The organism is Variovorax sp. E3 (assembly GCF_016082275.1).
In the GTDB taxonomy this organism is placed as follows: Bacteria; Pseudomonadota; Gammaproteobacteria; order Burkholderiales; family Burkholderiaceae_C; genus Variovorax.
This window is the reverse complement of record NZ_MOWM01000041.1, coordinates 1-21,833: the sequence shown is the minus strand read 5'-3', so window position 1 is coordinate 21,833 and position 21,833 is coordinate 1. Positions and strand designations below refer to the sequence as shown.

At 68.9% G+C, this 21,833-nt stretch carries 17 protein-coding genes and 5 pseudogenes; 8 read left to right on the top strand and 14 right to left on the bottom strand.

The features are described 5' to 3' along the window. The first annotated feature begins 51 nt into the window (after window positions 1-51). From BMG07_RS16465 to BMG07_RS16445, 5 genes and pseudogenes are all read left to right on the top strand, one after another. Window positions 52-2,352, top strand: a complete 2,301-nt coding sequence (locus BMG07_RS16465; protein ID WP_198085478.1) for a TonB-dependent siderophore receptor — start codon at window positions 52-54, stop codon at window positions 2,350-2,352. 31 nt (window positions 2,353-2,383) lie between these two features. Continuing rightward, window positions 2,384-3,069, top strand: a pseudogene (locus BMG07_RS16460) (Fe2+-dependent dioxygenase). 126 nt (window positions 3,070-3,195) lie between these two features. Next, window positions 3,196-4,172: pseudogene (locus tag BMG07_RS16455) on the top strand (DUF2167 domain-containing protein). A 22-nt stretch (window positions 4,173-4,194) separates the two neighbouring features. Beyond that, window positions 4,195-4,923 (top strand): site-2 protease family protein, encoded by a 729-nt coding sequence (locus BMG07_RS16450; RefSeq protein ID WP_198085477.1) that lies wholly within the window; start codon window positions 4,195-4,197, stop codon window positions 4,921-4,923. Window positions 4,924-4,940: 17 nt separating this feature from the next. Continuing rightward, window positions 4,941-5,144 (top strand): annotated as a pseudogene (locus BMG07_RS16445) (ABC transporter substrate-binding protein); the annotation flags it as partial. Here BMG07_RS16445 and BMG07_RS16440 read toward each other — a convergent pair. The 6 genes and pseudogenes from BMG07_RS16440 to BMG07_RS16415 all read right to left on the bottom strand — a co-directional run bounded on the left by BMG07_RS16440 (window position 5,131) and on the right by BMG07_RS16415 (window position 10,485). Beyond that, on the bottom strand, window positions 5,131-5,919 hold the full coding sequence (locus BMG07_RS16440; RefSeq protein ID WP_198085476.1) for an enoyl-CoA hydratase/isomerase family protein: 789 nt from the start codon (window positions 5,917-5,919) through the stop codon (window positions 5,131-5,133). The pseudogene BMG07_RS16445 and the gene BMG07_RS16440 overlap by 14 nt on opposite strands. 29 nt (window positions 5,920-5,948) lie before the next feature. Then, entirely contained in the window at window positions 5,949-6,779 is an 831-nt protein-coding gene (locus BMG07_RS16435) for an SDR family NAD(P)-dependent oxidoreductase (RefSeq protein ID WP_198085475.1), read from the bottom strand. 34 nt (window positions 6,780-6,813) lie between these two features. Then, the gene (locus tag BMG07_RS16430) at window positions 6,814-7,233 is read right to left on the bottom strand and encodes a MaoC family dehydratase (RefSeq protein ID WP_198085474.1); all 420 of its coding nucleotides are present in this window, start codon (window positions 7,231-7,233) and stop codon (window positions 6,814-6,816) included. A gap of 12 nt (window positions 7,234-7,245) precedes the next feature. Then, a complete protein-coding gene (locus tag BMG07_RS16425; RefSeq protein ID WP_198085473.1) occupies window positions 7,246-7,686 on the bottom strand; it encodes a MaoC family dehydratase N-terminal domain-containing protein in 441 nt (146 codons plus the stop codon). A 10-nt stretch (window positions 7,687-7,696) separates the two neighbouring features. Beyond that, a pseudogene (locus BMG07_RS16420) lies at window positions 7,697-8,880 on the bottom strand (lipid-transfer protein). Window positions 8,881-8,925: 45 nt separating this feature from the next. Further along, window positions 8,926-10,485, bottom strand: a complete 1,560-nt coding sequence (locus BMG07_RS16415; RefSeq protein ID WP_198085472.1) for a long-chain-fatty-acid--CoA ligase — start codon at window positions 10,483-10,485, stop codon at window positions 8,926-8,928. 138 nt (window positions 10,486-10,623) lie between these two features. On the opposite strand from BMG07_RS16415, the gene BMG07_RS44120 reads away from it, so the two are divergent. Together BMG07_RS44120 and BMG07_RS44115 are read left to right on the top strand one after the other, a co-directional pair. Continuing rightward, a complete protein-coding gene (locus tag BMG07_RS44120; protein WP_307866988.1) occupies window positions 10,624-11,274 on the top strand; it encodes an AraC family transcriptional regulator ligand-binding domain-containing protein in 651 nt (216 codons plus the stop codon). Next, window positions 11,175-11,657, top strand: a complete 483-nt coding sequence (locus BMG07_RS44115; RefSeq protein ID WP_374221289.1) for a helix-turn-helix domain-containing protein — start codon at window positions 11,175-11,177, stop codon at window positions 11,655-11,657. The genes BMG07_RS44120 and BMG07_RS44115 overlap by 100 nt, the downstream gene beginning before the upstream one ends. A 16-nt stretch (window positions 11,658-11,673) precedes the next feature. Here the strand turns inward: BMG07_RS44115 and BMG07_RS16405 are convergent, their stop codons facing one another. The 3 genes and pseudogenes from BMG07_RS16405 to BMG07_RS44920 all read right to left on the bottom strand — a co-directional run. Then, complete coding sequence (locus BMG07_RS16405) at window positions 11,674-15,450, bottom strand: autotransporter outer membrane beta-barrel domain-containing protein (RefSeq protein WP_307866986.1); 3,777 nt, start codon at window positions 15,448-15,450, stop codon at window positions 11,674-11,676. Continuing rightward, window positions 15,423-15,950, bottom strand: a complete 528-nt coding sequence (locus BMG07_RS42270; RefSeq protein WP_269759052.1) for a hypothetical protein — start codon at window positions 15,948-15,950, stop codon at window positions 15,423-15,425. Before BMG07_RS42270 ends, BMG07_RS16405 begins: the two co-directional genes overlap by 28 nt. A gap of 44 nt (window positions 15,951-15,994) precedes the next feature. Then, a pseudogene (locus BMG07_RS44920) lies at window positions 15,995-16,048 on the bottom strand (ESPR-type extended signal peptide-containing protein); the annotation flags it as partial. 195 nt (window positions 16,049-16,243) lie between these two features. Here BMG07_RS44920 and BMG07_RS16390 point away from each other — a divergent pair. Continuing rightward, on the top strand, window positions 16,244-16,819 hold the full coding sequence (locus BMG07_RS16390; protein ID WP_198085469.1) for a GbsR/MarR family transcriptional regulator: 576 nt from the start codon (window positions 16,244-16,246) through the stop codon (window positions 16,817-16,819). 65 nt (window positions 16,820-16,884) lie between these two features. On the opposite strand, the gene cydX is transcribed toward BMG07_RS16390, so the two are convergent. The 5 genes from cydX to BMG07_RS16365 form a co-directional block, all read right to left on the bottom strand. Next, window positions 16,885-17,034, bottom strand: a complete 150-nt coding sequence (gene cydX / locus BMG07_RS16385; RefSeq protein WP_116909794.1) for a cytochrome bd-I oxidase subunit CydX — start codon at window positions 17,032-17,034, stop codon at window positions 16,885-16,887. A 20-nt stretch (window positions 17,035-17,054) separates the two neighbouring features. Beyond that, a complete protein-coding gene (cydB, locus tag BMG07_RS16380) occupies window positions 17,055-18,209 on the bottom strand; it encodes a cytochrome d ubiquinol oxidase subunit II (protein ID WP_198085468.1) in 1,155 nt (384 codons plus the stop codon). Continuing rightward, the gene (locus BMG07_RS16375; RefSeq protein WP_198085467.1) at window positions 18,206-19,819 is read right to left on the bottom strand and encodes a cytochrome ubiquinol oxidase subunit I; all 1,614 of its coding nucleotides are present in this window, start codon (window positions 19,817-19,819) and stop codon (window positions 18,206-18,208) included. The genes cydB and BMG07_RS16375 overlap by 4 nt, the downstream gene beginning before the upstream one ends. Window positions 19,820-19,858: 39 nt before the next feature. Continuing rightward, on the bottom strand, window positions 19,859-21,559 hold the full coding sequence (locus BMG07_RS16370) for an amino acid ABC transporter ATP-binding/permease protein (RefSeq protein ID WP_198085466.1): 1,701 nt from the start codon (window positions 21,557-21,559) through the stop codon (window positions 19,859-19,861). After that, window positions 21,556-21,833, bottom strand: a 278-nt coding sequence (locus tag BMG07_RS16365; protein WP_198085465.1) for an AAA family ATPase, incomplete at its 5' end; no start/stop codon positions are given. The genes BMG07_RS16370 and BMG07_RS16365, both read right to left, overlap by 4 nt.

Below are 21,833 nucleotides of genomic sequence, written 5' to 3'. Positions count from 1 at the left end.
CACCACGCCGGCCCGGGCACCCTCGCCCGCGCACCCTTCGGAAAACCAGCCATGACCCGCCTCTCGCCCTCGACACGCCGCCGCACGCCTGTTGCCCTCGCCCTGATCGGCCTTGTTTCCTCGCTGCCCGCCGCGTTCGCGCAGCAAGCTGCGCAACCGGCCGTGCCCAGCACCCCGAGCGCCGCCAGTTCGCCCGCCGCCGGCACGTCGGTGCCGACCACGCTGCGCGAAGTGCAAGTGCAGGGCGCGCAGGACAAGACCGGCTTCGGCGCCAACCCTTCCAGCATCAGCCGCCTGCCGGCCGACCTGCGCGACGCGCCGCAGTCCGTCACCGTCATCAACCAGGCCGTGATGCAGTCGCAAGGCGCGACCTCGCTGGCGAGCGCGCTGCGCAACGTGCCGGGCCTGACCATCGGCGGCGCCGAAGGCGGACAGATCGGCACCAACATCAACCTCAACGGCTTCTCGGCCCGCACCGACATCTACCTGGACGGCGCGCGCGACCGCGCCCAGTACTACCGCGACACCTTCGCGCTCGAGTCGGTCGAGGTGCTCATGGGCCCGGCGTCGATGCTGTTCGGCCGTGGCTCCACCGGCGGCGTGATCAACCAGGTGACCAAGAAGCCGTCGCTCACGCCCGCGGGCGAGGTCTCGCTGGCAGCCAGCACCACGGGCCTCGTACGCTCGACCATCGACATCAACCGCCCGCTGTCCGACACCTCGGCATTCCGCATCTCGGCCATGGGCCAGCAGGGCGACGCCACCACGCGCGACCAGAGCAAGCTGAAGGACTTCGGCCTCGATGCCTCGGTGAAGTTCGGCATCAACACGCCCACGCAGGTCACGCTGTCGGCGCTGGTGCAGCACAACCGCGACCAGCCCGACTACGGCGTGCCGCCGCTCAACGGCCACCCGGCCAAGGTCGACAAGAACCTGGCCTACGGCTTCAGCGACGACCGCACCATCTCCGACATCCAGGCCTTCAGCGCCCTGGTACAGCACAAGCTCACGCCCAACACGACGATCCGCAACCAGACGCAGTACAACGACGTGACCACCGACGCGCGCGAGACCGCGCCGCAGGCCATCGGCACGCTGTCGTCCAAGAACGTGTTCACGCCCTTCTCCACCGGCACCACGGCCGTGCCGACGGCCGCGTTCTCGTCGCTGCCGCTGGACACGCTGTGGGTGCGCCAGCAGAGCCATGACCGCGTGATCCACGACAAGTCGCTGTTCAACCTGACCGAGCTCAGCACCAAGTTCGACACCGGCGCCATCAAGCACTCGCTGCTCGTGGGCTTGGAACTGGGCCACGACACCTACGACAACCAGGCCTACTACCGCAACGGCACCTGCAACGGCGTGGCACTGAACCCGGCCGGCGGCACCAGCGGCTATGCCACCTGCTCGCCGCTGCTCGCGCCCTACCAGGGCAACTCGCCGAGCACCGCGCCCAGCCTGCCCGGCAACCTGGCCACCGCCAGCGCCACCACGGTGGCCGGCTACGTGAACGACACGATCGAGCTCAGCCCGCAGTGGAAGCTGGTGGCCGGCGTGCGGCAGGACCACTACCGCGCCAGCATCTTCAACAGCATTCCCACCGCCACCACGCTCGCCAGCGAAAGCCAGACCGTCGACTTCACCAGCGTGCGCGCCGGCGCCATCTGGCAGCCGACGCCCGTGCAGTCGTACTACGTGTCGTACAGCACCTCGTTCAACCCCTCGCTCGAGCAACTGGTGGCCACCACCGGCAGCACGCAGCCGCTGCCGCCGCAGAAGAACAAGGCCTACGAACTCGGCGGCAAGTGGGACCTGAACGAAGGCAACCTGTCGCTCACGGCCGCCGCCTTCCAGATCACGCAGACCAACGCCCGCTCGCAGAACAGCGACGGCACCTACAGCGCCACCGGCACGGTGCGCGTGAACGGCGCGCGCGCCGGCGTGGCTGGCCGCGTGACCGACAAGCTGCAGCTGTTCGGCGCCTACACGCACCTGGACGCGACCATCGTCGACGGCATCGCGCCCGGCACGCTGGGCAAGGTACCGGCCAACACGCCGAAGGACGCGGCCAGCCTGTGGGCCACCTACGCCGTCACGCCCGAATGGGAAATCGGCGGCGGCACCACCTACAGCGCCAAGCGCTACGCCAACAACACCGACCTCGTGCAGGTTGGCGGCTATGCGCGGCTGGACGCGATGGTGGCTTACCATCAGCCCAAGTACGACATCCGCCTGAACGTGTTCAACCTGGCCAACCGCCACTACTACGACGCGCTGATCCCCTCGGACGGCGGCCGTGCGGTACCGGGCTCGGGACGCGCCGCCACGCTGACGCTCACCTACCGCCTCTGAGCCTTCGCCACCTGAAGAAAGACGACTCGCCATGCTGGTCTGCATCCCCGGCGTTCTCGACCGCGAAGCCCTTGCCGCGGTGCGCGCGCGCCTCGATGCGGCCGCGACGCCTGGGTCGATGGCCGCGTGACGGCCGGCCACCAGGGCGCGCCGGTCAAGTTCAACCAGCAGATCGACGAGGGCTCGGCGGTGGCGCACGAGTGCCAGTCGATCATTGCGAGCGCGCTCGAGCGCCACCCGACCTTCATCAGCGCGGCGCTGCCCAACCTGCTGTATCCGCCGATGTTCAACCGCTACAGCGAGGGCATGCGCTTCGGCCTGCACGTGGACGGCGGCGTGCGCATCGACCCGCGCACCGGGCGCAAGCTGCGCACCGACCTGTCGGCCACGCTGTTCCTGTCGGACGCCGACAGCTACGACGGGGGCGAGTTGCAGATGGAAGACACGCACGGCATGCAGACCGTGAAGCTCGCGGCCGGCGACATGGTGCTGTACCCCGCCACCAGCCTGCACCAGGTCACGCCCATCACGCGCGGCGTGCGCGTGGCCTGCTTCTTCTGGGTGCAGAGCCTGGTGCGCGACGCGGGCGACCGCGCGCTGCTGTTCGACATGGACAACGCGATCCAGCGCCTGAACCAGAGCGGCGCCGACGAATCGGCGCGCCGCACGCTGGTGGGGACATATCACAACCTGCTTCGCAAGTGGAGCGACACCTGAGGCAGTGCAGCGACACCTGAGGTTTTAGACTCTCCCGACTCGCAAAATCGATAACAACCGAGGAGAGAGAACTTGCGTATTCAAACTGCCCGCCTGACGGCCGGCTTGCTGCTCGCGTGCGCCGCCCTGGCGACCCAAACCAGCAACGCCGCGTCCCCGTCGACCTCCGAAGCGCCCGCCGCTTCCGCCTCATCCACGGCGTCCACCGCCGACGCACTCGAAGCCGAGCAGCAGGCCGCCTTCAAGGCCGCGAAGGCCGTGCAGAAAGCCGGCCCCGCCGACATCACGCTGCGCGACCAGGCCCACCTGCACCTGCCCGAAGGCTACGTCTGGGTGCCCACGCCCGCCGCCGCGCAGCTGATGCGCAGCATGGGCAACCGCACCGACGACACCTTCATCGGCGTCGTGTTCCCCTCGGACGATGCCGACTGGATGGCGGTCGTGAAGTTCGTCAAAGAGGGCTACATCAAGGACGACGACGCCAAGGACTGGAACGCCGACGACCTGCTCAAGAGCCTGAAGGAAGGCACCGAGGCCGCCAATGAAGAACGCGCCAAGCGCGGCATTCCCGGCATCGAGGTGACCGGCTGGGCGCAGAAGCCCGAGTACGAAGCCGGCACCCACCGCCTCGTGTGGTCGGCGCTGTCCAGGCGCAAGGGCAGCACCGACGGCAACCAGGGCGTCAACTACAACACCTACGCGCTGGGCCGCGACGCTACCTGAGCCTGAACCTCATCACCAACGCGAACGACCTCCCCAAGTACAAGCCCGACGCCGCCAAGCTGCTCTCGGCGATCCAGTACGACGACGGCAAGAAGTACGCGGACTTCAACTCCTCGACCGACAAGGTCGCCGCCTACGGCCTGGCCGCGCTGGTGGCCGGCGTGGCGGTGAAGAAGCTGGGGCTGTTCGCGCTGGCGCTGGCCTTCCTGGCCAAGTTCGCCAAGATCGCCGTGGTGGCGGGTGGCGCGGCGCTGTGGGGCATCGCCAAGGTCTTCAAGAAGAAGGAGCCCGTGGTGGCCGAGGCACCCGCGCCTGCGCCCATCAACAACAGCAACAACAATAACGGCTTCGACGAACCGCCCAAGCCGCCCACGGCCTGATGCACCGGAGCACCCGCGCGCCATGGTGAAACTGCTGCTGTTGCTGCTGAGCGCCGGCAAGCTCGGCAAGCTGCTGCTGTCGGGCGGCACGATGCTGGTCTCGGTGCTGGCCTATGCCTTCGTCTTCGGCTGGCGCTACGCGGTGGGCTTCGTGGTGCTCATCTTCATCCACGAGATGGGCCACTACCTCGCGGCGCGCCAGCGCGGCCTCGACGTGGGCCTGCCCACCTTCATTCCGTTCGTGGGCGCGTGGATCGACCTGAAGCAGCAGCCGCACGACGTCGAGACCGAAGCCTGGGTCGGCCTGGGCGGCCCCCTGCTCGGCAGCCTCGCCGCGCTGGCCTGCTACTTCGCGGCGCGCGAGACCGACAGCCGCCTGCTGCTGGCGCTTGCGTATGCAGGCTTCTTCATCAACCTGTTCAACCTGATTCCGCTGTCGCCCTTCGACGGCGGCCGCATCACCGCCGTGCTCACGCCGCGCGTGTGGCTGCTGGGCGTGCCGGTGCTGGTGGCCTTGTTCTTCTGGCGGCCGAGCCCGATGCTGATCCTGGTCGCGGTGCTCGCCGCGCCGCAAGTGATGCGCGCCTGGAAGTACGACCCCAAGGACCCGGCCAACCAGCAGTACTACGCGGTGTCGACCGAAACGCGCGTGACCTACAGCCTGTACTACATCGGCCTGCTGGCATTCCTGGCCGTGATGTCGCACGACACGCACGAGATGCTCGGCAGCGCGCGCGTGCTCGGCGCCTGAAGCCGCAAGAAAATACCCGGAGGAGACGGGGCGTGCGCCTGTTGCCCGGCCGTTTCATGGTCATCGAGCAGGCCATGGGCGTGCCGAAGGGCCGTCTCGCGGCGCAGGCGTGGCTCAGCGGCTTCATCGAGGAAATGAAGGCCTCGGGTTTCGTGGCGGAGGCCTTGAAGCGGCACGGCATCGAAGGCGCCGCAGTGGCGCCGCGTCTCAGCGCCCGGTAAAGCGCGGCGCGCGCTTGGCGACGAAGGCGGCCACGCCTTCACGCGCATCGGCGCTGCCGGCGCGCTCGCGCAGCAGCCGCCGCTCCATCGCAAGATGTTCCTCGAAGGGCCGGCCCGGCACGCCGGCGCACAGCGCCTTGATGCCACCGAACGACGCGCTCGCGCCCTGGGCCAATCGCGCCACGAGCGCTTCGCTGGCGGCGGCGAGTTCGCCGTCGGGATAGAGCGCATCGACGGCGCCCCACGCAAGGCAGCGCTGGCTGTCGACGGCATCGCTCAGCATCAGCAGTTGCTGCGCGCGCACGGGACCGACGCGACGCGAAAGAAAATACGAGGCACCGGCATCCGGCGACAGCCCGATGGCCGCATAGCCCGTGCGCAGCTTCATCGATTCAGCAGCGAGCACGAAGTCGCCGCACAAGGCGAGCCCCACGCCCGCGCCGCCGATCGGCCCGTTCACGGCCACGACGAGCGGCGCCGGGCTCGTCGACAGCCGCAACAGCGCGGGGTGCAACCGGTCGAGGATGTCGTCGACCAACGCGGGCAACGCATCGCCGGCCGCGACGAATTCCTCGATGTCACCGCCCGCGCAGAACACCCGGCCCTCACCGCTCAGCAAGATGGCGCGTGGCTTGTGCGCCAACACATCGTCGATGGCTCGCGCCAGTACGCGGCTGCTTGCCCGGCCTATCGCGTTGGCACGTTCGGGGCGCTTCAGCACGATGCGGCCGATGTCGTCTTCCACTGTCCATGCGATGCCTTCTTCGGTGTTCATCTCGTCTTTTCCGTTTCGGGGTGTGTGCCTCAGATCCCGGTCAGCCCGCCCGTACACATCAACGTCTGCCCACTCACGTAGTCCGACTCCGGCGCGCACAGCAGGTACACCGCACCGGCCGCTTCTTCGGGTGTGCCGCCGCGCCCCAGCGGAATCGACTGCTCCATCATCGACAGCAGCCCCGGGTTGATGCCGACCTTGATCTCGCGCCCCTCGATGTTCGCGGTGGTGGCCTCGGCGGTGCTTGCGGTCAACCGGGTCTGGATGAAACCGAAGGCCACGCAATTGACCGTGACGTTCATGCGGCCCCACTCTTTGGCCAGCGTCTGCGTCATGCCGACGATCCCGGCCTTGGCCGTTGAATAGTTGGCCTGCCCCGCGTTGCCGAACAGCCCCGCCACCGACGAGATGTTGACCACCTTGCGCACCACGCGCCGACCCGCTTCCGTCTCGGCTTTCGACAGCGCGCGGATCACCGGCTGCGCCGCGCGCAGGATGCGAAACGGCGCGGTGAGGTGCACGTCGATCATGGCGTACCACTGCTCGTCGGTCATCTTCTGCACCACGCTGTCCCATGTGTAGCCGGCGTTGTTGACGATGATGTCGAGGCCCTTGTATTCGTTCACCGCGGTGCCGACGAAACGCTCCGCGAAGTCGGGCGCCGACACGCTGCCGACGCAGGCCACGGCCTGGCCGCCGGACTGGCGGATGGCCTGCACCGTTTCTTCGGCCGGTTCGGCGTCGAGGTCGTTGACGACGATGCGCGCGCCTTCCGACGCGAGCTTGAGTGCGATCGCGCGGCCGATGCCTCGGCCCGATCCGGTGATGAGGGCGACCTTGCGTTCGAGCTTGGGTGTCATGTCTCTTTGCTTTCGTTCTGAGTGTGTGTTGTCGTCAGCGCAGCGCCACCAGCGCTTCGCCGGCGATGCGCGTCTGCCCGTACTGGTTGGCGCTGAGCACCTCGACGCGCACGCAGCGCTCGCCGTTGTGCTCGAGCTTTTCGACCACGCGGCCGCTGCAGCGCACCGCGTGGCCCAGGTGCGTGATGCCCTGGAAGCGCACGTCGAAGCGGCGCAGTTGCGACTGCGGCGCCCACTGCGTGAGCAGCCGGGCCAGCCAGGCCATGCCCAGCATGCCCTGCGCGAACACATCGGGCATGCCGGCCTTGCGCGCGAAGTCGGTGTCGATGTGGATCGGGTTGTGGTCGCCCGACGCGCCCGCGAACAGCGCGAGCGTGCTGCGGTTCACGGGCGGCAGCTGCAGCGCAGGCAGTTCGTCGCCGATGTTCACGGCGTCATAGGTGAGAGAGGTCAATGCGCGGCTCCTTCAGTGGCGGCAGACGATGACCGCGCGCAGCTCGGCGACCAGTTCGCCGCGCTGGTTGGTGGCGCGCGAGGTCTTGACGACGAACTCGAGCGCGCCGTTCTTCTTGTCGTAGATGTCGGTGATGACCGAGCGCACGGTGACGGTGTCGCCCACGCAGGCCGGCCGGTGGTAGCTGAAGCTCTGCTCGCCGTGCAGCAGCTTCGACAGCGGAATCTGCAGGTCGCTCAGCAGCCTGTCGGACGCGCCCGAGTCGAGCTCGGCCGCGAACAGAAAGGTCGGCGGCGCGGGCAGGTCGGGGTAGCCGGCATTGCGCGCGGCGGCCTCGTCGGTGTACACGGGGTTGGTCTCGCCGATGGCCTTGGCGAAGAAGCGCAGGCGGGTGCGCTCAATGGGCAGCACGGAGGGCGGCAGCTCGTGGCCGATCCATTTCCTGTCGATCATCGCGCAGCCTTCACACGCGTTCGTAGAGCGTGACCACGCACGCGCCGCCCAGGCCGAGGTTGTGCTGCAGCGCGAGCCGCGCGCCCTCCACTTGCCGCTTGTCCGCCGTGCCGCGCAGTTGCTGGACCAGCTCGGTGCATTGCGCCAGCCCGGTGGCGCCCAGCGGGTGCCCCTTCGACAGCAGCCCGCCCGACGGGTTGGTGACGACCTTGCCGCCGTAGGTGTTGTCGCCGTCGACCACGAACTTCTCGGCGCCGCCCACCGGGCACAGGCCCAGCGCTTCGTAGCTGATGAGCTCGTTGTGCGCGAAGCAGTCGTGCAGCTCGACCACGTCGATGTCCTGCGGGCCGACGCCGGCCGCGTCGTACACCTTCTGCGCGGCCTCCTGCGCCATGCTGAAGCCGACCACCTCGCGCATGTCGCGGCTCTCGAAGGTGATGGGCCGGTCGGTGGTCATGGCCTGCGCCTTGATGCGCACGCCACGGTCAGCCCGTGGCGTTCGGCAAATCGCGCCGAGCACACGATGGCCGCCGCCGCGCCGCAGGTGGGCGGGCAGGCCATGAGGCGGGTCATCACGCCGGGCCACATGACGGGGGCGGCCATCACCTCGTCTTCGGTGACGACAGTACGAAACAGCGCCACCGGGTTGTTCGACGCATGGCGGCTGGCCTTGGCGCGGATCTTCGCGAAGGTCGACATCTGCGTGCCGTACTGCTGCATGTGCGCCAGGCCCGCGCCGCCGAAGTAGCGCAGCGCGAGCGGCACCTGCTCGTTGCCGACCAGCTCGTCGGTGATGCGCTCGAAGTGGTCGAAGGGGCTGGGCCGGTCGTTGAACACCGCGCCGAGCGCGCCGGGGCTCATGTGCTCGAAGCCCAGCGCCAGCACGCAGTCAGCGGCGCCGCTGGCCACGGCCTGGCGCGCGAGGAACAGCGCGGTCGAGCCGGTCGAGCAGTTGTTGTTGACGTTGACCACCGGAATGCCCGTCATGCCCACTTCGTACAGCGCGCGCTGGCCGGCGGTGGAGTCGCCGTACACATAGCCCACGTAGGCCTGCTGCACCAGCTCGTAGCCGATGCCCGCGTCTTTCAGCGCGGCGTTGGTGGCGTGCGCGGCCATCTGGGGGTACGGCTGGTTCGCGCCGGGCTTGGTGAAGGGGATCATGCCGACCCCGACCACGTGGACGTCTTGACTCATGAAGTGCTCCTGGAAATGGATGGAAAGAAGAGGAAAAAAGAAGGCTCAGGCCACGCTGCGCTGCCGACCCTGCCAGAAGGGTTCGCGCAGCCTGGTCTTGAGCACCTTGCCGGCGCCCGACAGCGGCAGCGCGTCGAGCACGGCCACGCTGCGCGGGCACTTGTAGCCGGCGATCAATGTCTTGCAATGGGCAATCAGTTCTTCGGGGCGAATGCCCTGCCCCGGCTTCAGCACCAGCGCCGCATGCACGGCCTCGCCCCACTCGTCGCTCGGAATGCCGATGACCGCGCAGGCCGCCACGGCGGGGTGCTGGTTGATGGCGTTCTCGACCTCGGCCGAATAGATGTTCTCGCCGCCGCTGATGATCATGTCCTTCAGGCGGTCGACCACGAAGATGTAGCCGTCGTCGTCCATGTAGGCGCCGTCGCCGGTGTGCATCCAGCCGTCGCGCACGGCGGCGGCCGTCTGCTCGGGCTTGTTCCAGTAGCCCTGCATCACGTTGGGGCCGCGCACGGCCACTTCGCCCACGGTGCCGCGCGGCACCTCGGTGCCGTCGGCATCGACGATGCGCACTTCCATGCAGTAGCTCGCGCGCCCGGCCGAGCGCAGCTTGCCGCGCTTGCGCCCTTCGGCCGTGTGGTTGCACGGCGGGTTGATGGTGGCAATGGGCGACAGCTCGGTCATGCCGTAGGCCTGCGCGAACTCGACGCCCGGGAACGCCGCCATCGCGCGGTTGAGCACCGCCTCGGAAATCGGCGACGCGCCGTAGGTGATGCACCGCAGGCTGCTCAGGTCGCGCGGCTCGCGCATGGCGGGGTGGTCGACCAGCATCTGGATCATGGTGGGCACCAGCAGCGCGTGCGTCACGCGGTCGTTGGCGATGGCGTTGAGCACGGCCTCGGGGCTGAACGCGGGCACGATCGCGTGGGTGCTGCCCTGGAACCAGTGCGGCGTGGCCAGCCCCATGTCGGCCAGGTGGAACATGGGCGCGGCGTGCAGGTAGCAGCTGCCGGGCGGCGCCAGGCCCTCGCCGAGCGCCGCGAAGCCCGAGCTGCACATGTTGGTGTGGCTCAGCATCACGCCCTTGGGAAACCCGGTGGTGCCGCCGGTGTAGAAGATGCCGGCCAGGTCTTCGTCGCGGCGCGCGGCGTCGGGCACCGGCGCGGCGGCGTCGAGCAGCGCCTCGTAGCCGAGCATGCCGGCGGGCAGCGCGTCGTCGCCGCAGTAGATCACCTCGCGCAGCGTGGTGGCCTGGCCGCGCATCTGCTCGACCAGGGCCCGAAAGGTCTCGTCGACCAGCAGGATGGTGGAGCCCGAGTCTTCCAGCGAATACAGGATTTCCGCGGCCGACCAGCGGATGTTGCAGGGGTTGAGCACGCCGCCGCCCCAGGGCACGGCCATCTGGTATTCAAGGTAGCGGTCTGAGTTGAGCGACAGCATGGCCACCCGGTCGCCCGCCTGCATGCCGAGCCTTTGCAGCGCGCCCGCCAGGCGGGCCACCCGCCCGGTGTAGTCGCGAAAGCTGCGGGTGCGGCCGGCAAAGCGCACGGCCACCTTGTCGGGGTGCTGCTGCACGGCGCGGTGCAGGGCCTGGGTCAGGTACATGGCGAGTGTCTCCGTCTCTTTCTTGTGTTGCCGCATCGTAGGAAGCCGGTTGCGCCCCGGAAATGGCGCTTTGCGTCGATCGCATGGCAGAAAACGTCAATCGACACGGTGGCATGCTTGGGGTCTGATCGCCTTGCCATGCTGCAGCCACCCGTCACCATTCCGATCGCCTTCGTCCAGGGCATGCTCTCGGGCATCCGTGCCCGGGGCGCGGACGCGCGGGTCGATGTCGGCGCGGCGCTGGAAGATGCCGGCATTGCGCCCGCGCTGCTCGACGCGCCGGGCGCGCGCGTCACGGCCGAGCAGTACGTGGCGCTGTTCGCGCTGCTGATGGAGCGGCTCGACGACGAGGCGCTGAGCTTCCTGTCGCGCCGCCTGAAGCGCGGCAGCTTCGCGCTGATGACGCGCGCCACGCTGGGCGCGCCCACCTTCGAGGTGGCGCTGCGCCGCGTGGCCCACACCTTCAGCCTGCTGCAGGACGACCTGACGCTGGTGCTGCTGCGCGAAGGCCCGCTGGCGGGCTTCGGGCTGCAATTGAGCGACACCGCCGCGGCGCGCCAGAACTTTCTGCACGAGCTGATGCTGCGCGTGTACTGGCGGCTGTTCGCGTGGCTGCACGGCGGCCGGCTGGCGGCGCGGCGCTTCGATTTCGGGTTCGAGCTGCCGCCCTACGCGGACGCTACGCCAAGGTGTTCCCAGGGCCGCTGCAGTTCGGCCAGCCCTGCTCGGCCGTGTGGTTCGACGCCAGCGCGCTCGCCACGCCGATGCTGCGCGACATGCAGGAAATGAACACCTTCCTGGCGGCCTCGCCGGCCAATGTGATCCTGCCGCGCCTCGCGGAACAGGCCATGAGCGCGCGCGTGCGCTCGGTGCTGCAGCAGAACCGGCCGGCATGGGCCGACCTCGCGACCACCGCGAGCGGCCTGCACATGTCGGTCAGCACGCTGCAGCGGCACCTGGCGACGGAGGGCACGTCGTTCCAGTCGCTGAAAGACCAGCTGCGGCGCGACCTGGCGATCGTGCGGCTCAACACGAGCGCGGTGCCGCTCGCGGCGCTGGCCGAAGAGCTGGGGTTTGCCGACAGCGCCGCGTTCCAGCGCGCGTTCAAGGCCTGGACGGGCGGCGCGCCGGGCTCCTACCGCCGGCGCCGCGAAACGGGCACCGACGAGTAGGCCCGGCCTGGGGCGGCTACCACTTCACGCGCACGCCGAGCGAGCCGTTGATGCCGCTCTTGACCTTGGCGTCGCCGCCCGACGACCACAGCTTGCCGATTTCGCCGTAGAGGCTGGTCGACTGGCTCAGGGCCAGCGTGAAGCCGCCCGCGAGTTCGGTGCTCGTGCTGCCGGTGGGGGCCGCGATGTCGGTGGTCGTTGCGCCGTTCACGAAGCGCGCGATGTCCGCGCCGCTCGAGGTCTTGTAGACGTTGAAGCGGCCGTACGGCTGCAGCGTGCCCATGCCGGTGTCGACTTGTCCCTTGACTCGCACGCCCGCGCGCGCGATCCAACCGCTGTCGGCCTGCGGCTGCGCGATGGCGCCGACGATGGCCGAGTTGCTCAGGTCCATGTGCTGGTGGATCAGCTGCAGCTGCGGCTCGATGGTCCAGCCGCTGCCGCCCAGCGGGAAGGCCTGGCCGACTTCGATCGAGCCCAGCAGGCTGTTGCCCTTGCCCGCGACGCCGGCGCTCAGGTTCGGCTCGACCGTGTAGCGGTGGCGGCCCGACTGCACCACGGCATCGGCGTAGAAGCCGCTGTCGTTGGTGTAGGTGCCGTACACGCCCACGTACTGGCTGCGCAAGTCGTTGCGGCCCACGCCGAGGTTCTGGATACCGCTGGCAAAACCGTTCACGCGCGCGTCGCCGTCGAGCTGGCCGACGTAGATGCCGGCGCGCCAGTTCGGCGTGGCCAGCAGGTCGGTGCCGGCCTGGAAGCCGGTCAGCCGGCCCTTGCTCTTCGGCGATACCGCACCGCCCTGCTGGATGTCGATGTCGGTGGAGAGCACGCGCGCCCAGGCACGGCGGTCGGAGCCGGTCGGCGTGGTGGCGGCGCCCTTCACATCGTCGTCGCCCACGCGCTTGCGCACATCGCCCAGCATCGCGAGGTTGCCCTGGCGCAGTTGGCTCGGCAGCGCCGCATAGAGCGAGGCTTCCGGGCGGTAGGTGATCACCGGAACACCGGCAGGGTTGCCCGGCGTGACCGCGTTGATGCTGGAGCGCAAATACCAGTTCTCGCCCGCGCCGCCGGCGTCGGCGGCGTACAGCCGGTACTCGTAGGCGCCGGCATCCACGTGGCCGCCCGCGAGCGAGAACGCGTCCTTGGTCGTCTGCGCCGTGGTCTTCGCGCCGTTCTGCGCGGTGACGACCTCGATGCCGTTGCCGCTTGTCAGCGCACCCAGGCCGCCGACGTTGGCGATCTGCACGCTGGTCTTGCCGCTGGCAGTGCCGCCGTTGATCACCAGCCGGTCTGATGGCCCCGCGCCGTTGAGCGCGGTGCCCAGCTTGAGCACGCCATTGTTGCCCACGTAGTTGCCGTTCACGGTCAGCGTGGTGCCGGCCGCTTGGCTCAGCAGCGAAACGGTGCCGCTGTTGGCCAGCGAGGCGACCGCCTGGTTGAAGCCGGCCAGGTCGAGCGTTGCGCCAGCCGCCACGCTGTGCGCCGAAGCGGCGCTGAAGGTGTTGACCGCGCCGGCCTTCAAGGTGCCCTGCGCCACGCTCGTCGCGCCCGTGTAGGTGTTGGCGCCCGACAGCGTCAGCGTGCCGGTGCCCTGCTTGGTGATGAAGCCGCCGCCGGTGATCGCGCCGCTCAGCGTGCCCGAGAACGCGCCCGTGTCGATGACCGGATCGAGCTGGCCGGTCAGCTTGATCGCGTTGGCGATGGTCAGGCCGTCCGCGCTGAAGCCCAGCGTGGTGTCGTCGTCCATCGACAGCGCGCCAGTGCCCAGTGCCTGGTTGTGGCCCACGTTCAGGCGCCCCTGGCGCAGCGCGGTGCCGCCCGTGTAGGTATTGGCGCCCGAGAGCGTCAACGCGCCGGTGCCGACCTTCACCAGCGAGCCGCCCACGCCGGAGATGACGCCGGAGACTTCCGTGCTGGTGTTCAGCCCGCCCGTGGTCAGCGCCTTCGCGCCGAGGAGCACCTTGCCTGCGCCTTCGAGCGAACCGATCGCCGTGCCGTCCGCCAGCAGCCTGCTGATGTGGACCTCGCCCCCCGCCTTGTTCACGATGGTGGCCTGATCGGCCGTGGAGCGGTAGTTCATGTCGATCTTGCCGCCGGCCTCGTTGGTGATGATGGCGTGGCCGGCCGAGGCGAAGTCCCACAGGTAGACCGCGCCGTCCGCGAAGTTGGTGATGCGCGCATTGCCGGCCGTGGAATTGAACACGAACGTGGTGTCGCCACCGCGGTTCTCGAAGACGGCGTTGCCCGCGGTCGAGTCGTGATTGAACATCACGCTGGAATAGGTGTTCGCGACGAAGGTGGCGTTGCCCGCCGAACTCCTGGTATTGAACTCGACGTTGCTGATGGCGACCGGAGGACCGACGGGCGCGGCCAGGGTGATGTGCAGGTTGCCCGCGTCGGCGGTACCGTTGAAGCGCAGGGTGCCGCCCGCGCTCACGGCCACGGCGCCGGTGCCCAGCGCACCGCTGACCGCGGCGTTCACGGTGCCGTCGTTGATCGACGTGCCGCCCGTGTAGGTGTTGACGCCCGAGAGCGTCAGCGTGCCGGTGCCGACCTTGACGATCGAGCCGCCCGCGCCAGAGATGACGCCGGAGATTTCCGTGCTGGTGTTGAGGCCGCCGGTCGTCAGCGCCTTGTTGCCGAGGATCACGTTGCCAGCGCCTTCGAGCGAACCGATGGAGATGCCCGGCGTGGTCATCTTGCTGATGCGCACAAGGCCCCCCGCCTTGTTCACCACCGTGGCCTGGTCGGCGGTGGCACGGTCGAAGAACTCGACGAGCCCGCCCGTCTCGTTGATCAACCTGGCCTGGGCCGCTGCGCCGTCGTCCAGGAAGTTCGTCTGGCCGCCTGCGAAGTTGGTGATCGTTGCCTTGCCAGCATTGGCGTTGAACCAGATGGTGGTTTCGCCACCACGGTTCTCGATGACGGCGTTGCTGGCCGTGGCGTTGCCCCGGAAATCGATGGAGCCCTGCTTTTGCGTGGTCAGCGTGGCGCTGCCGGCGGAGCTGTTGTCCGCGAACTGGATGAACCCGCCGTTGACGCCTGTGCTGCCCGCGGCGGCGGAGATGCTCAGGCTGCCGGCATCCGCGTTGCCGGTGAACAGCAGCCCTGCACTGGCCGCCACCGACACCGCACCGGTGCCCAGCGCGCCGCTGACCGCGGCGTTCAGGGTGCCACCGTTGATCGACGTGCCGCCGGTGTAGGTGTTGCTGGCGCCAAGGGTCAGCCTGCCGCTGCCGTCCATGCTGAGGGCGCCGGCGCCGGAGATGACGCCGTTCATCGTCAGCTCCGCCGACGGGGACATCTTGCCGCCCACGTCGATGGCGAGGTTGCCCGCGGGCACGAACGCGCCCGACAGGGTCCATTTGGCGCCGCTCGCCACATTGATGGCGGAGAAGCCCCGAAAGTCGTCGTCCTCGGTGTTCGTGCCCTGCAGGTTCAGCGTATTGCCGCTGCCTTGCGCGACCGCGCTGCCATTGAGCACCGAGCCTGCCCCGAGCGTGACCGTGTTGCCGCCGCCGGCCAGGTCGAGCGAATGGGCCCGCGTGATGCCGTCGCCCGCCAGCCCGCCGGAGATGGTGCCGGTGTTGATGATGGTGAGGCCGCCGCCGACGATGCCGGCACCGCCTTGAGCGGGAACGCCGAGTGCGGTGCCACCGAGGGCCCCGCCTTCGCCGTTGCCGCCCATGCCGCCAAGAGGAGCCATATTCGTGACTGTCACGCCGGTTCCGCCGTTGCCGCCGGCAATGGTGCCGCCGTTGGTGATCGTCACCGCGACGCCGACCGGCACCAGCACACCGCGCCGCCGCCGCCGCCCGCACCGCTGCCCTGGACGGGGCCGGCATTGCCGCCGTTGCCACCGGTGCCGCCGGTCAACGAACCGCCGGCATCGACGGAAAAGCTGGCGTTGGCGATCACGGCACCACCGCCCGCGCCGCCGCCGCCGCCGCCGGCTCCCATCACGCGCCGCCACCGCTGCCACCATTGCCAGCCTTGATCGCCGTACTCACCGAAGCACCGCTCACGAACGCCGAACCGCCCCCGCCGCCACCGCTGCCGTCTATCGGATTGTTCGAAAAACCGTTCGCCCCGTCGCGCCGACGCGCCGCCCGCACCGCCCGGACCGGAAGAGGGCCCCCGACCACCGTCTCCCCCCACGCCGATCACGCTGTTGCCGACGGTGTGACCCGCGCCGTACCCGGGCACGAAAAGTCCGCCGCCGCCGCCGCCGTCGCCGCCCGCCCATGAAGCACCGGCCATGCCCAGCAGCGACGCCGCCCCCACCGCCAACGCCACCGTCCTGTGGCTCTTCTTGCCGCGTGCGCGGGCGTCTCCGAAACGGCGACCCAGGCGCCAAGCGCTGGATTCCACAAACTGCGATGGGTTTTATTCATTCCGGAAGCCTTGAGAGTTACAACTTTGCGCACCACAAACGTGCACATGGTCAGGTAATGTTCATTTTTGTTAACTATTTGTATCTTAGCCATCACCTGAATTGGTTATTCCGCGCCAAAGCCGAATCACGTATTCGCTGCGGAGTTTTCGGAAACTTCTGGAACTACAACAACGCCCGCGCGACAATCCGCCGCATGGCCACCTCTTCAGACCTCCCGCCCCTCAACCGCCAGTTCGTCGCCCACTTCGGCGAAATGGGCAGCAAATGGGGCATCAACCGCACCGTCGGGCAGATCTACGCGCTGATATTTCTGTCGGAGCGCGCGCTCAATGCCGACGAGATCGCCGAGCTGCTCGAGTTCTCGCGCTCCAACGTCAGCATGGGCCTGAAGGAACTGCAGGCCTGGCGGCTGGTGCACCTGCGGCACCACGCGGGCGACCGGCGCGAATACTTCGAGGCGCCCTCGGACGTGTGGGAGATTTTTCGGGTGCTGGCCGAAGAGCGGCGCCGCCGCGAGATCGAGCCCACGCTCTCGATGCTGCGCAACGCCCTGCTCGAATCACCCACGAGCGACGCCGAGCGTCACGCGCAGGAGCGAATGCGCGAAATGCACGACCTGATCGACCGGCTCATGAAATGGTTCGACGACGTGCAGCGTCTCGCGCCCGAGACCGCCATGAAGCTCATGGGGATGGGCGCGACCGTGACGAAAGTGCTGACGCTCAAGGACCGCATCACCGGCGGCGGAGCGTCGAAGAAAAAGGCCTGAGGCCTGAGCGCACGGGCCCTGCCCCGGGGCCCCGCGCTCCAAGCCCAAGGCTCAGAGCCCAAGGCTCAGAGCCGCTCCTGCCCTCCCGCGGGCTCGGGCGTTTCGAGCTTGGCCTTGCGCACGGCGTCGTCGTCCATCAGCTCGTACCACATGGCATTGAGCACGGCAAAGGCGGCGGCCAGCGGCAGGCCGAGGATCCAGGCGAAGTACCACATCTTTTTTTCCTCCGTTCGGTTCAGTACGCGTGTCCGCTCTCGTCGCGGATCGCTTGTTCGTCGACCTTGCCCCACAGCACGTGGTAGACCCAGCTGGTGTAGGCCACGATGATGGGAATGAAGAAGGCCGTGACCACCAGCATGATGAACAGCGTGAGGTGGCTCGACGACGAGTCCCACACCGTGAGGCTGGCGCGCGGGTCGATCGACGACGGCAGGATGAACGGGAACATCGACGCCCCCACGCTCAGGATGATGCCGGCAATGCCCAGCGCCGCCGTCAGCAGCGCCAGCACCGGCTTGCGCAACGCGAGCCCGAGCAACGCGCCCAGCGCGCCGACGAAGCCGGCAACCGGCGCGGCCAGCGTCCACGAGTGCGCGGCGTAGTTGGCCGTCCATGCGCCCGCGTGCAGCTCGACCGTCTTGAGCATCGGGTTCGACGGTCCCACCGCATCGACCACGCTGCTGATGCGATAGCCGCCGATGCTGGTGGCCAGCAGCACGCCGGCCAGCGCATACAGCGCGATGGTCAGCACCGCGGCGACCATGCCATAGGTGCGCGCGCGTTCGGCAACTGGGCCCGCCGTCTTCAGCAGCAGCCAGGCCGCGCCGTGCATCACCAGCATGGCCACCGACACCAGCCCGCACAGAATGGCGAACGGATTCAGCAGGCCGAAGAAGCCGCCGTCGTAGAAGATGTGCATGTCGGCGTTGAAGCGGAACGGCACGCCCTGCAGCACGTTGCCCACGGCCACGCCGCAGATCAGCGCGGGCACGAAGCCGCTGAAGAACAGCACCCAGTCCCAGCGCGCGCGCCACTGCGGCGACTCGCGCTTGCTGCGGAACTTGAAGGCCACGGGCCGCAGGATCAGCGCCGTGAGAATCACGAACATCGCCAGGTAGAAGCCCGAGAACGACACCGCGTACAGCTGCGGCCACGCCGCGAAGATCGCGCCGCCGCCAAGGATCAGCCACACCTGGTTGCCTTCCCACACCGGGCCCACGCTGTTGATGACCACGCGGCGCTCGATGTCGTTGCGCGCCGCGAAAGGCAGCAGCATGCCGCTGCCCAGGTCGAAGCCGTCGGTCACGGCGAAGCCCACCAGCAGCACGCCGATCAGCAGCCACCAGATGAAGCGCAAGGTGTCGTAGTCGAGGAGTGTGTGGAGGATCATGCGGCGCTCCCGGTGGTTGCAACAGTGGCGCTCGCGTGCGCCGGCGGAACGTGCGAGAGCGTGTCGCCCTCATCGGGCGCATGCTCCGCCTGCGGCCCCTTGCGGATGGCCTTGAGCATCAGCTTCATCTCGATGACGAGCAGCGCGGTGTAGATCGCGATGAAGCCCGCGAGCGTGAGCAGCAGCGTCTTCACGCCCAGGTTCGACACGGCCACCGCGGTGGGCAGCACGCCTTCGATCACCCACGGCTGGCGGCCGAACTCCGCCACCAGCCAGCCCGACTCGATGGCGATCCACGGCAGCGGGATCGCGAACACCGCGACCTTCAGCAGCCAGCGGTAGCTGTCCAGCTTGCGGCGCGCCGACAGCACGAAGAAGGTGCCGGTCAGCACGATCAGCAGCATGCCGATGCCCACCATCACGCGAAACAGCCAGAACAGCGGCGCCACCTGCGGCACGGTGTCCCATGCGGCCTTGCTGATCTGCTCGTCGGTGGCGGTGCGCGGGTCGTCCACGTAGCGCTTGAGCAGCAGCGCATAGCCCATGTTGATGCCGTTGTCCTCGAAGTCTCCGCGCACCCCCTGCGTGACCTTGCCGGTGCCGCCGGCCTCGCGGATCTTCTGCAGCGCGTCGTAGGCCTTCAGGCCTTCGCGGATGCGGGCCTCGGCGCGCTTGACGAGTTCGTCGATGCCGGGCATCACGGTGTTGAGCGAGCGCGTGCCGATCAGCCCCATCACCGCCGGAATGTGGATGGCGTAGTGCGTCTCGCGCGCCTGCTGGTCGGGGAAGCCGACGACGGTGAAGGCGGCGGGCGCGGGCTGCGTCTCCCACATGGCCTCGATGGCGGCCAGCTTCATCTTCTGGTGTTCGCCCGAGAGGTAGCCGCTCTCGTCGCCGAGCACCGCCACCGACAACGCGGCGGCCAGGCCGAACGAGGCCGCGACGGTCATCGAGCGCTTGGCCAGTTCCAGGTGACGGCCCTTGAGCAGGTACCACGCGGACACGCCCAGCACGAACACGGCCGCGCACACATACCCCGCCGACACGGTGTGCACGAACTTGGCCTGCGCCACCGGGTTGGTCAGCACCGCGGCGAAGTCGGTCACTTCCATGCGCATGGTCTGCGGGTTGAAGGCCGCTCCCACTGGGTTCTGCATCCAGCCGTTGGCAATGAGAATCCACAGCGCCGAGAAGTTGGAGCCGATGGCCACCGCCCACGTGGCGGTCAGGTGGCCCACCTTCGAGAGCTTGTCCCAGCCGAAGAAGAACAGCCCGACGAAGGTCGCCTCCATGAAGAAGGCCATGAGCCCCTCGATGGCCAGCGGCGCGCCGAAGATGTCGCCCACGTAGTGGCTGTAGTAGCTCCAGTTCATGCCGAACTGGAACTCCATCACGATGCCGGTAGCCACGCCCATCGCGAAGTTGATGCCGAACAGCACGCCCCAGAATTTCGTCATGTCGCGCCAGATCACGCGGCCGGTCATCACGTAGACCGTCTCCATGATGGCGATGATGATCGAGAGCCCGAGCGTGAGCGGCACGAACAGGAAGTGATACAGCGCCGTGACGGCGAACTGCAGGCGCGATAGCGCAACGATGTCGAGGTCCATGGGGTTCTTCCTTTGTGTTCCCTGTTTCTTTTCCTGGTATCAATCCGGGCGCAGGCCGCGCAGCGCGGCGTCGAAGGCATCGGTTCCGCGCCGTACGTCGGCAACGATGCGGCCGTGCCGCATGCACACGAGGCGGTCGGCCAGCGCGGCTTCGCGGCGCAGGTGCGTGGCAATCAGCAAGGTGCGCGGGCCGGCGTGTTGCGCAAGGCGCTGCAGCACGTCGTGCGCGACGGCCGCATCGAGCGCTTCGGTGGGTTCATCGAGCAGCCAGAGCGGCACGGGGCGCAGCAGCAGGCGGGCCAGTGCGAGCCGGCGCGACTGGCCGCCCGAGAGGCCGAGCCCGCCTTCGCCGAGGCGGGTGTCCAGGCCGGTGGACAGCGCGCGCACGTCGGCGTCCAGGCCCGCGGCTTGCAGCACGGACCACAGGCGCGCGTCGGTGGCGGCGGGGTCGGCCAGGCGGAGGTTGTCGCGCAGGGTGTCCTGGAAGAGTTCGGTGCGTTGGGTCAGCAGGCAGGCGGGCTGTGCGCTGATGCGGCCGGCTAGCGGCGTGATTTCGGCGGCGACGGCGGCAAGCAACGTGGACTTGCCTGCGCCGCTCGCGCCGACCAGCGCGACGCGTTCGCCGGTGCGCAGGGTCAGCGACACATCGCTCAGGACTTGTGCATGACTGCCGGGGTGCGTGACCGTGATGTTCTTCAATTGCAGCGCGAGAGATGCATCGTCTTCTGCCTTCGCGACGGTCATGCTTTCGTCCGATGCCATGCGCGGCGCGAGACGGCGGACCGCCAGCCACGTGCGCCCCGCATCGAGCGCGCCACGGCGCACCGCAGCGAAAGGCTCGGTGGCCGTGAGCGCCACCAACAGGGCCAGTGCGGCCGCCGGCGCGCCGATCGCGCCCTCGCCGACCAACGCGCCGACTGCGAGCAGCACGCCCACGAGCGTCAACGTGCCCGCGCTGCCATAGGCGAAACCGGAGGCGGCTTCGAGCCGATTCAACGCGAGGTCGGCCTTGGCGAGTTGCGCGTCGGTGGCCATGAGCGCATCGCGCTGCGCGTCGATGCGCCCCGCCATCACCAAGTCGGTCTGCCCTGCCACCAGGTCGACGGCGCGCGCCCTCAATGCCTCGATGGCATGCGCGCGTTGCACGGCCGGCCGGCGCGCACGCCGTGCCACGACGAACGCGATGCCCCAGCCGACGACCACGAGCCACGACATCAACGCCACGCCCATGCCGATGTGCATGAAGCCGAGCACCACGCCCGCCAGCAGCGCCGCGCCCAACGCGGCGGCAGCGGGCACCAGCAGGCGCAGGTAGAGCGACTCCAGCGCGTCGATGTCGGACGTGAGGCGGAACAGCAACCGCGCCGGGCGCATCAGCAGCGCACGCGCCGCCTCGGGCCGGGCCCAGCCGCGGAACAGCCGCACGCGCAGCGCCGCGAGCACGGCAAAGGTCGCGTCGTGCGTGACGAGCCGTTCGCCATAGCGCGACGCCGTGCGGCCCAGCGCCAGCAGGCGGATGCCGGCCGAGGGCATGAACACATCGAAGGTGAAAGCCGTGGCCGCGTGCAGCCCGGCCAGCGCGGTCGCGGTGATGAACCAGCCCGAGAGGCCGAGCAGCGCCATGCCCGCGAGCACGGTGACGGCGGCGAGCAGCCCGCCGAGCAGCAGCGCGCGCGGTTGCTCCGCGAAGAAGGGGCGCAGCACGAGGCGCAGTTCGTGCCATTGCGGGGTGCGGTTCATGCGGCCTTCTCCATCGCTTCGCCGCCGAGGCTCACGACACGGCCCATGCGCGCCGCGAGCACGGGGTCGTGCGTGGCGACGATCAGCGTCTTGCCGCGCGCCAGTTCGACCAGCGCGTCGATCACGCGCGTGGCCGTTTCGGAATCGAGGTGGGCAGTCGGCTCGTCGACCAGCAGCAGGTCGGCATGCGGATGCACCGCGACGCGGGCCAGCGCGAGCCGCACGGCCTCGCCGCCGGAGAGGCCACGGCCGCCCTCGCCCAGCGCCGTGCCGG

Excerpts from the sequence above, each read along its gene's own strand:
- BMG07_RS16465 (WP_198085478.1), top strand. The coding sequence starts at position 52 with ATGACCCGCCTCTCGCCCTCGACACGCCGCCGCACGCCTGTTGCCCTC.
- BMG07_RS16450 (WP_198085477.1), top strand. The coding sequence starts at position 4,195 with ATGGTGAAACTGCTGCTGTTGCTGCTGAGCGCCGGCAAGCTCGGCAAG.
- BMG07_RS16440 (WP_198085476.1), bottom strand. The coding sequence starts at position 5,919 with ATGAACACCGAAGAAGGCATCGCATGGACAGTGGAAGACGACATCGGC.
- BMG07_RS16435 (WP_198085475.1), bottom strand. The coding sequence starts at position 6,779 with ATGACACCCAAGCTCGAACGCAAGGTCGCCCTCATCACCGGATCGGGC.
- BMG07_RS16425 (WP_198085473.1), bottom strand. The coding sequence starts at position 7,686 with ATGATCGACAGGAAATGGATCGGCCACGAGCTGCCGCCCTCCGTGCTG.
- BMG07_RS16415 (WP_198085472.1), bottom strand. The coding sequence starts at position 10,485 with ATGTACCTGACCCAGGCCCTGCACCGCGCCGTGCAGCAGCACCCCGAC.
- BMG07_RS44120 (WP_307866988.1), top strand. The coding sequence starts at position 10,624 with ATGCTGCAGCCACCCGTCACCATTCCGATCGCCTTCGTCCAGGGCATG.
- BMG07_RS16390 (WP_198085469.1), top strand. The coding sequence starts at position 16,244 with ATGGCCACCTCTTCAGACCTCCCGCCCCTCAACCGCCAGTTCGTCGCC.
- cydX (WP_116909794.1), bottom strand. The coding sequence starts at position 17,034 with ATGTGGTACTTCGCCTGGATCCTCGGCCTGCCGCTGGCCGCCGCCTTT.
- cydB (WP_198085468.1), bottom strand. The coding sequence starts at position 18,209 with ATGATCCTCCACACACTCCTCGACTACGACACCTTGCGCTTCATCTGG.
- BMG07_RS16375 (WP_198085467.1), bottom strand. The coding sequence starts at position 19,819 with ATGGACCTCGACATCGTTGCGCTATCGCGCCTGCAGTTCGCCGTCACG.
- BMG07_RS16370 (WP_198085466.1), bottom strand. The coding sequence starts at position 21,559 with ATGAACCGCACCCCGCAATGGCACGAACTGCGCCTCGTGCTGCGCCCC.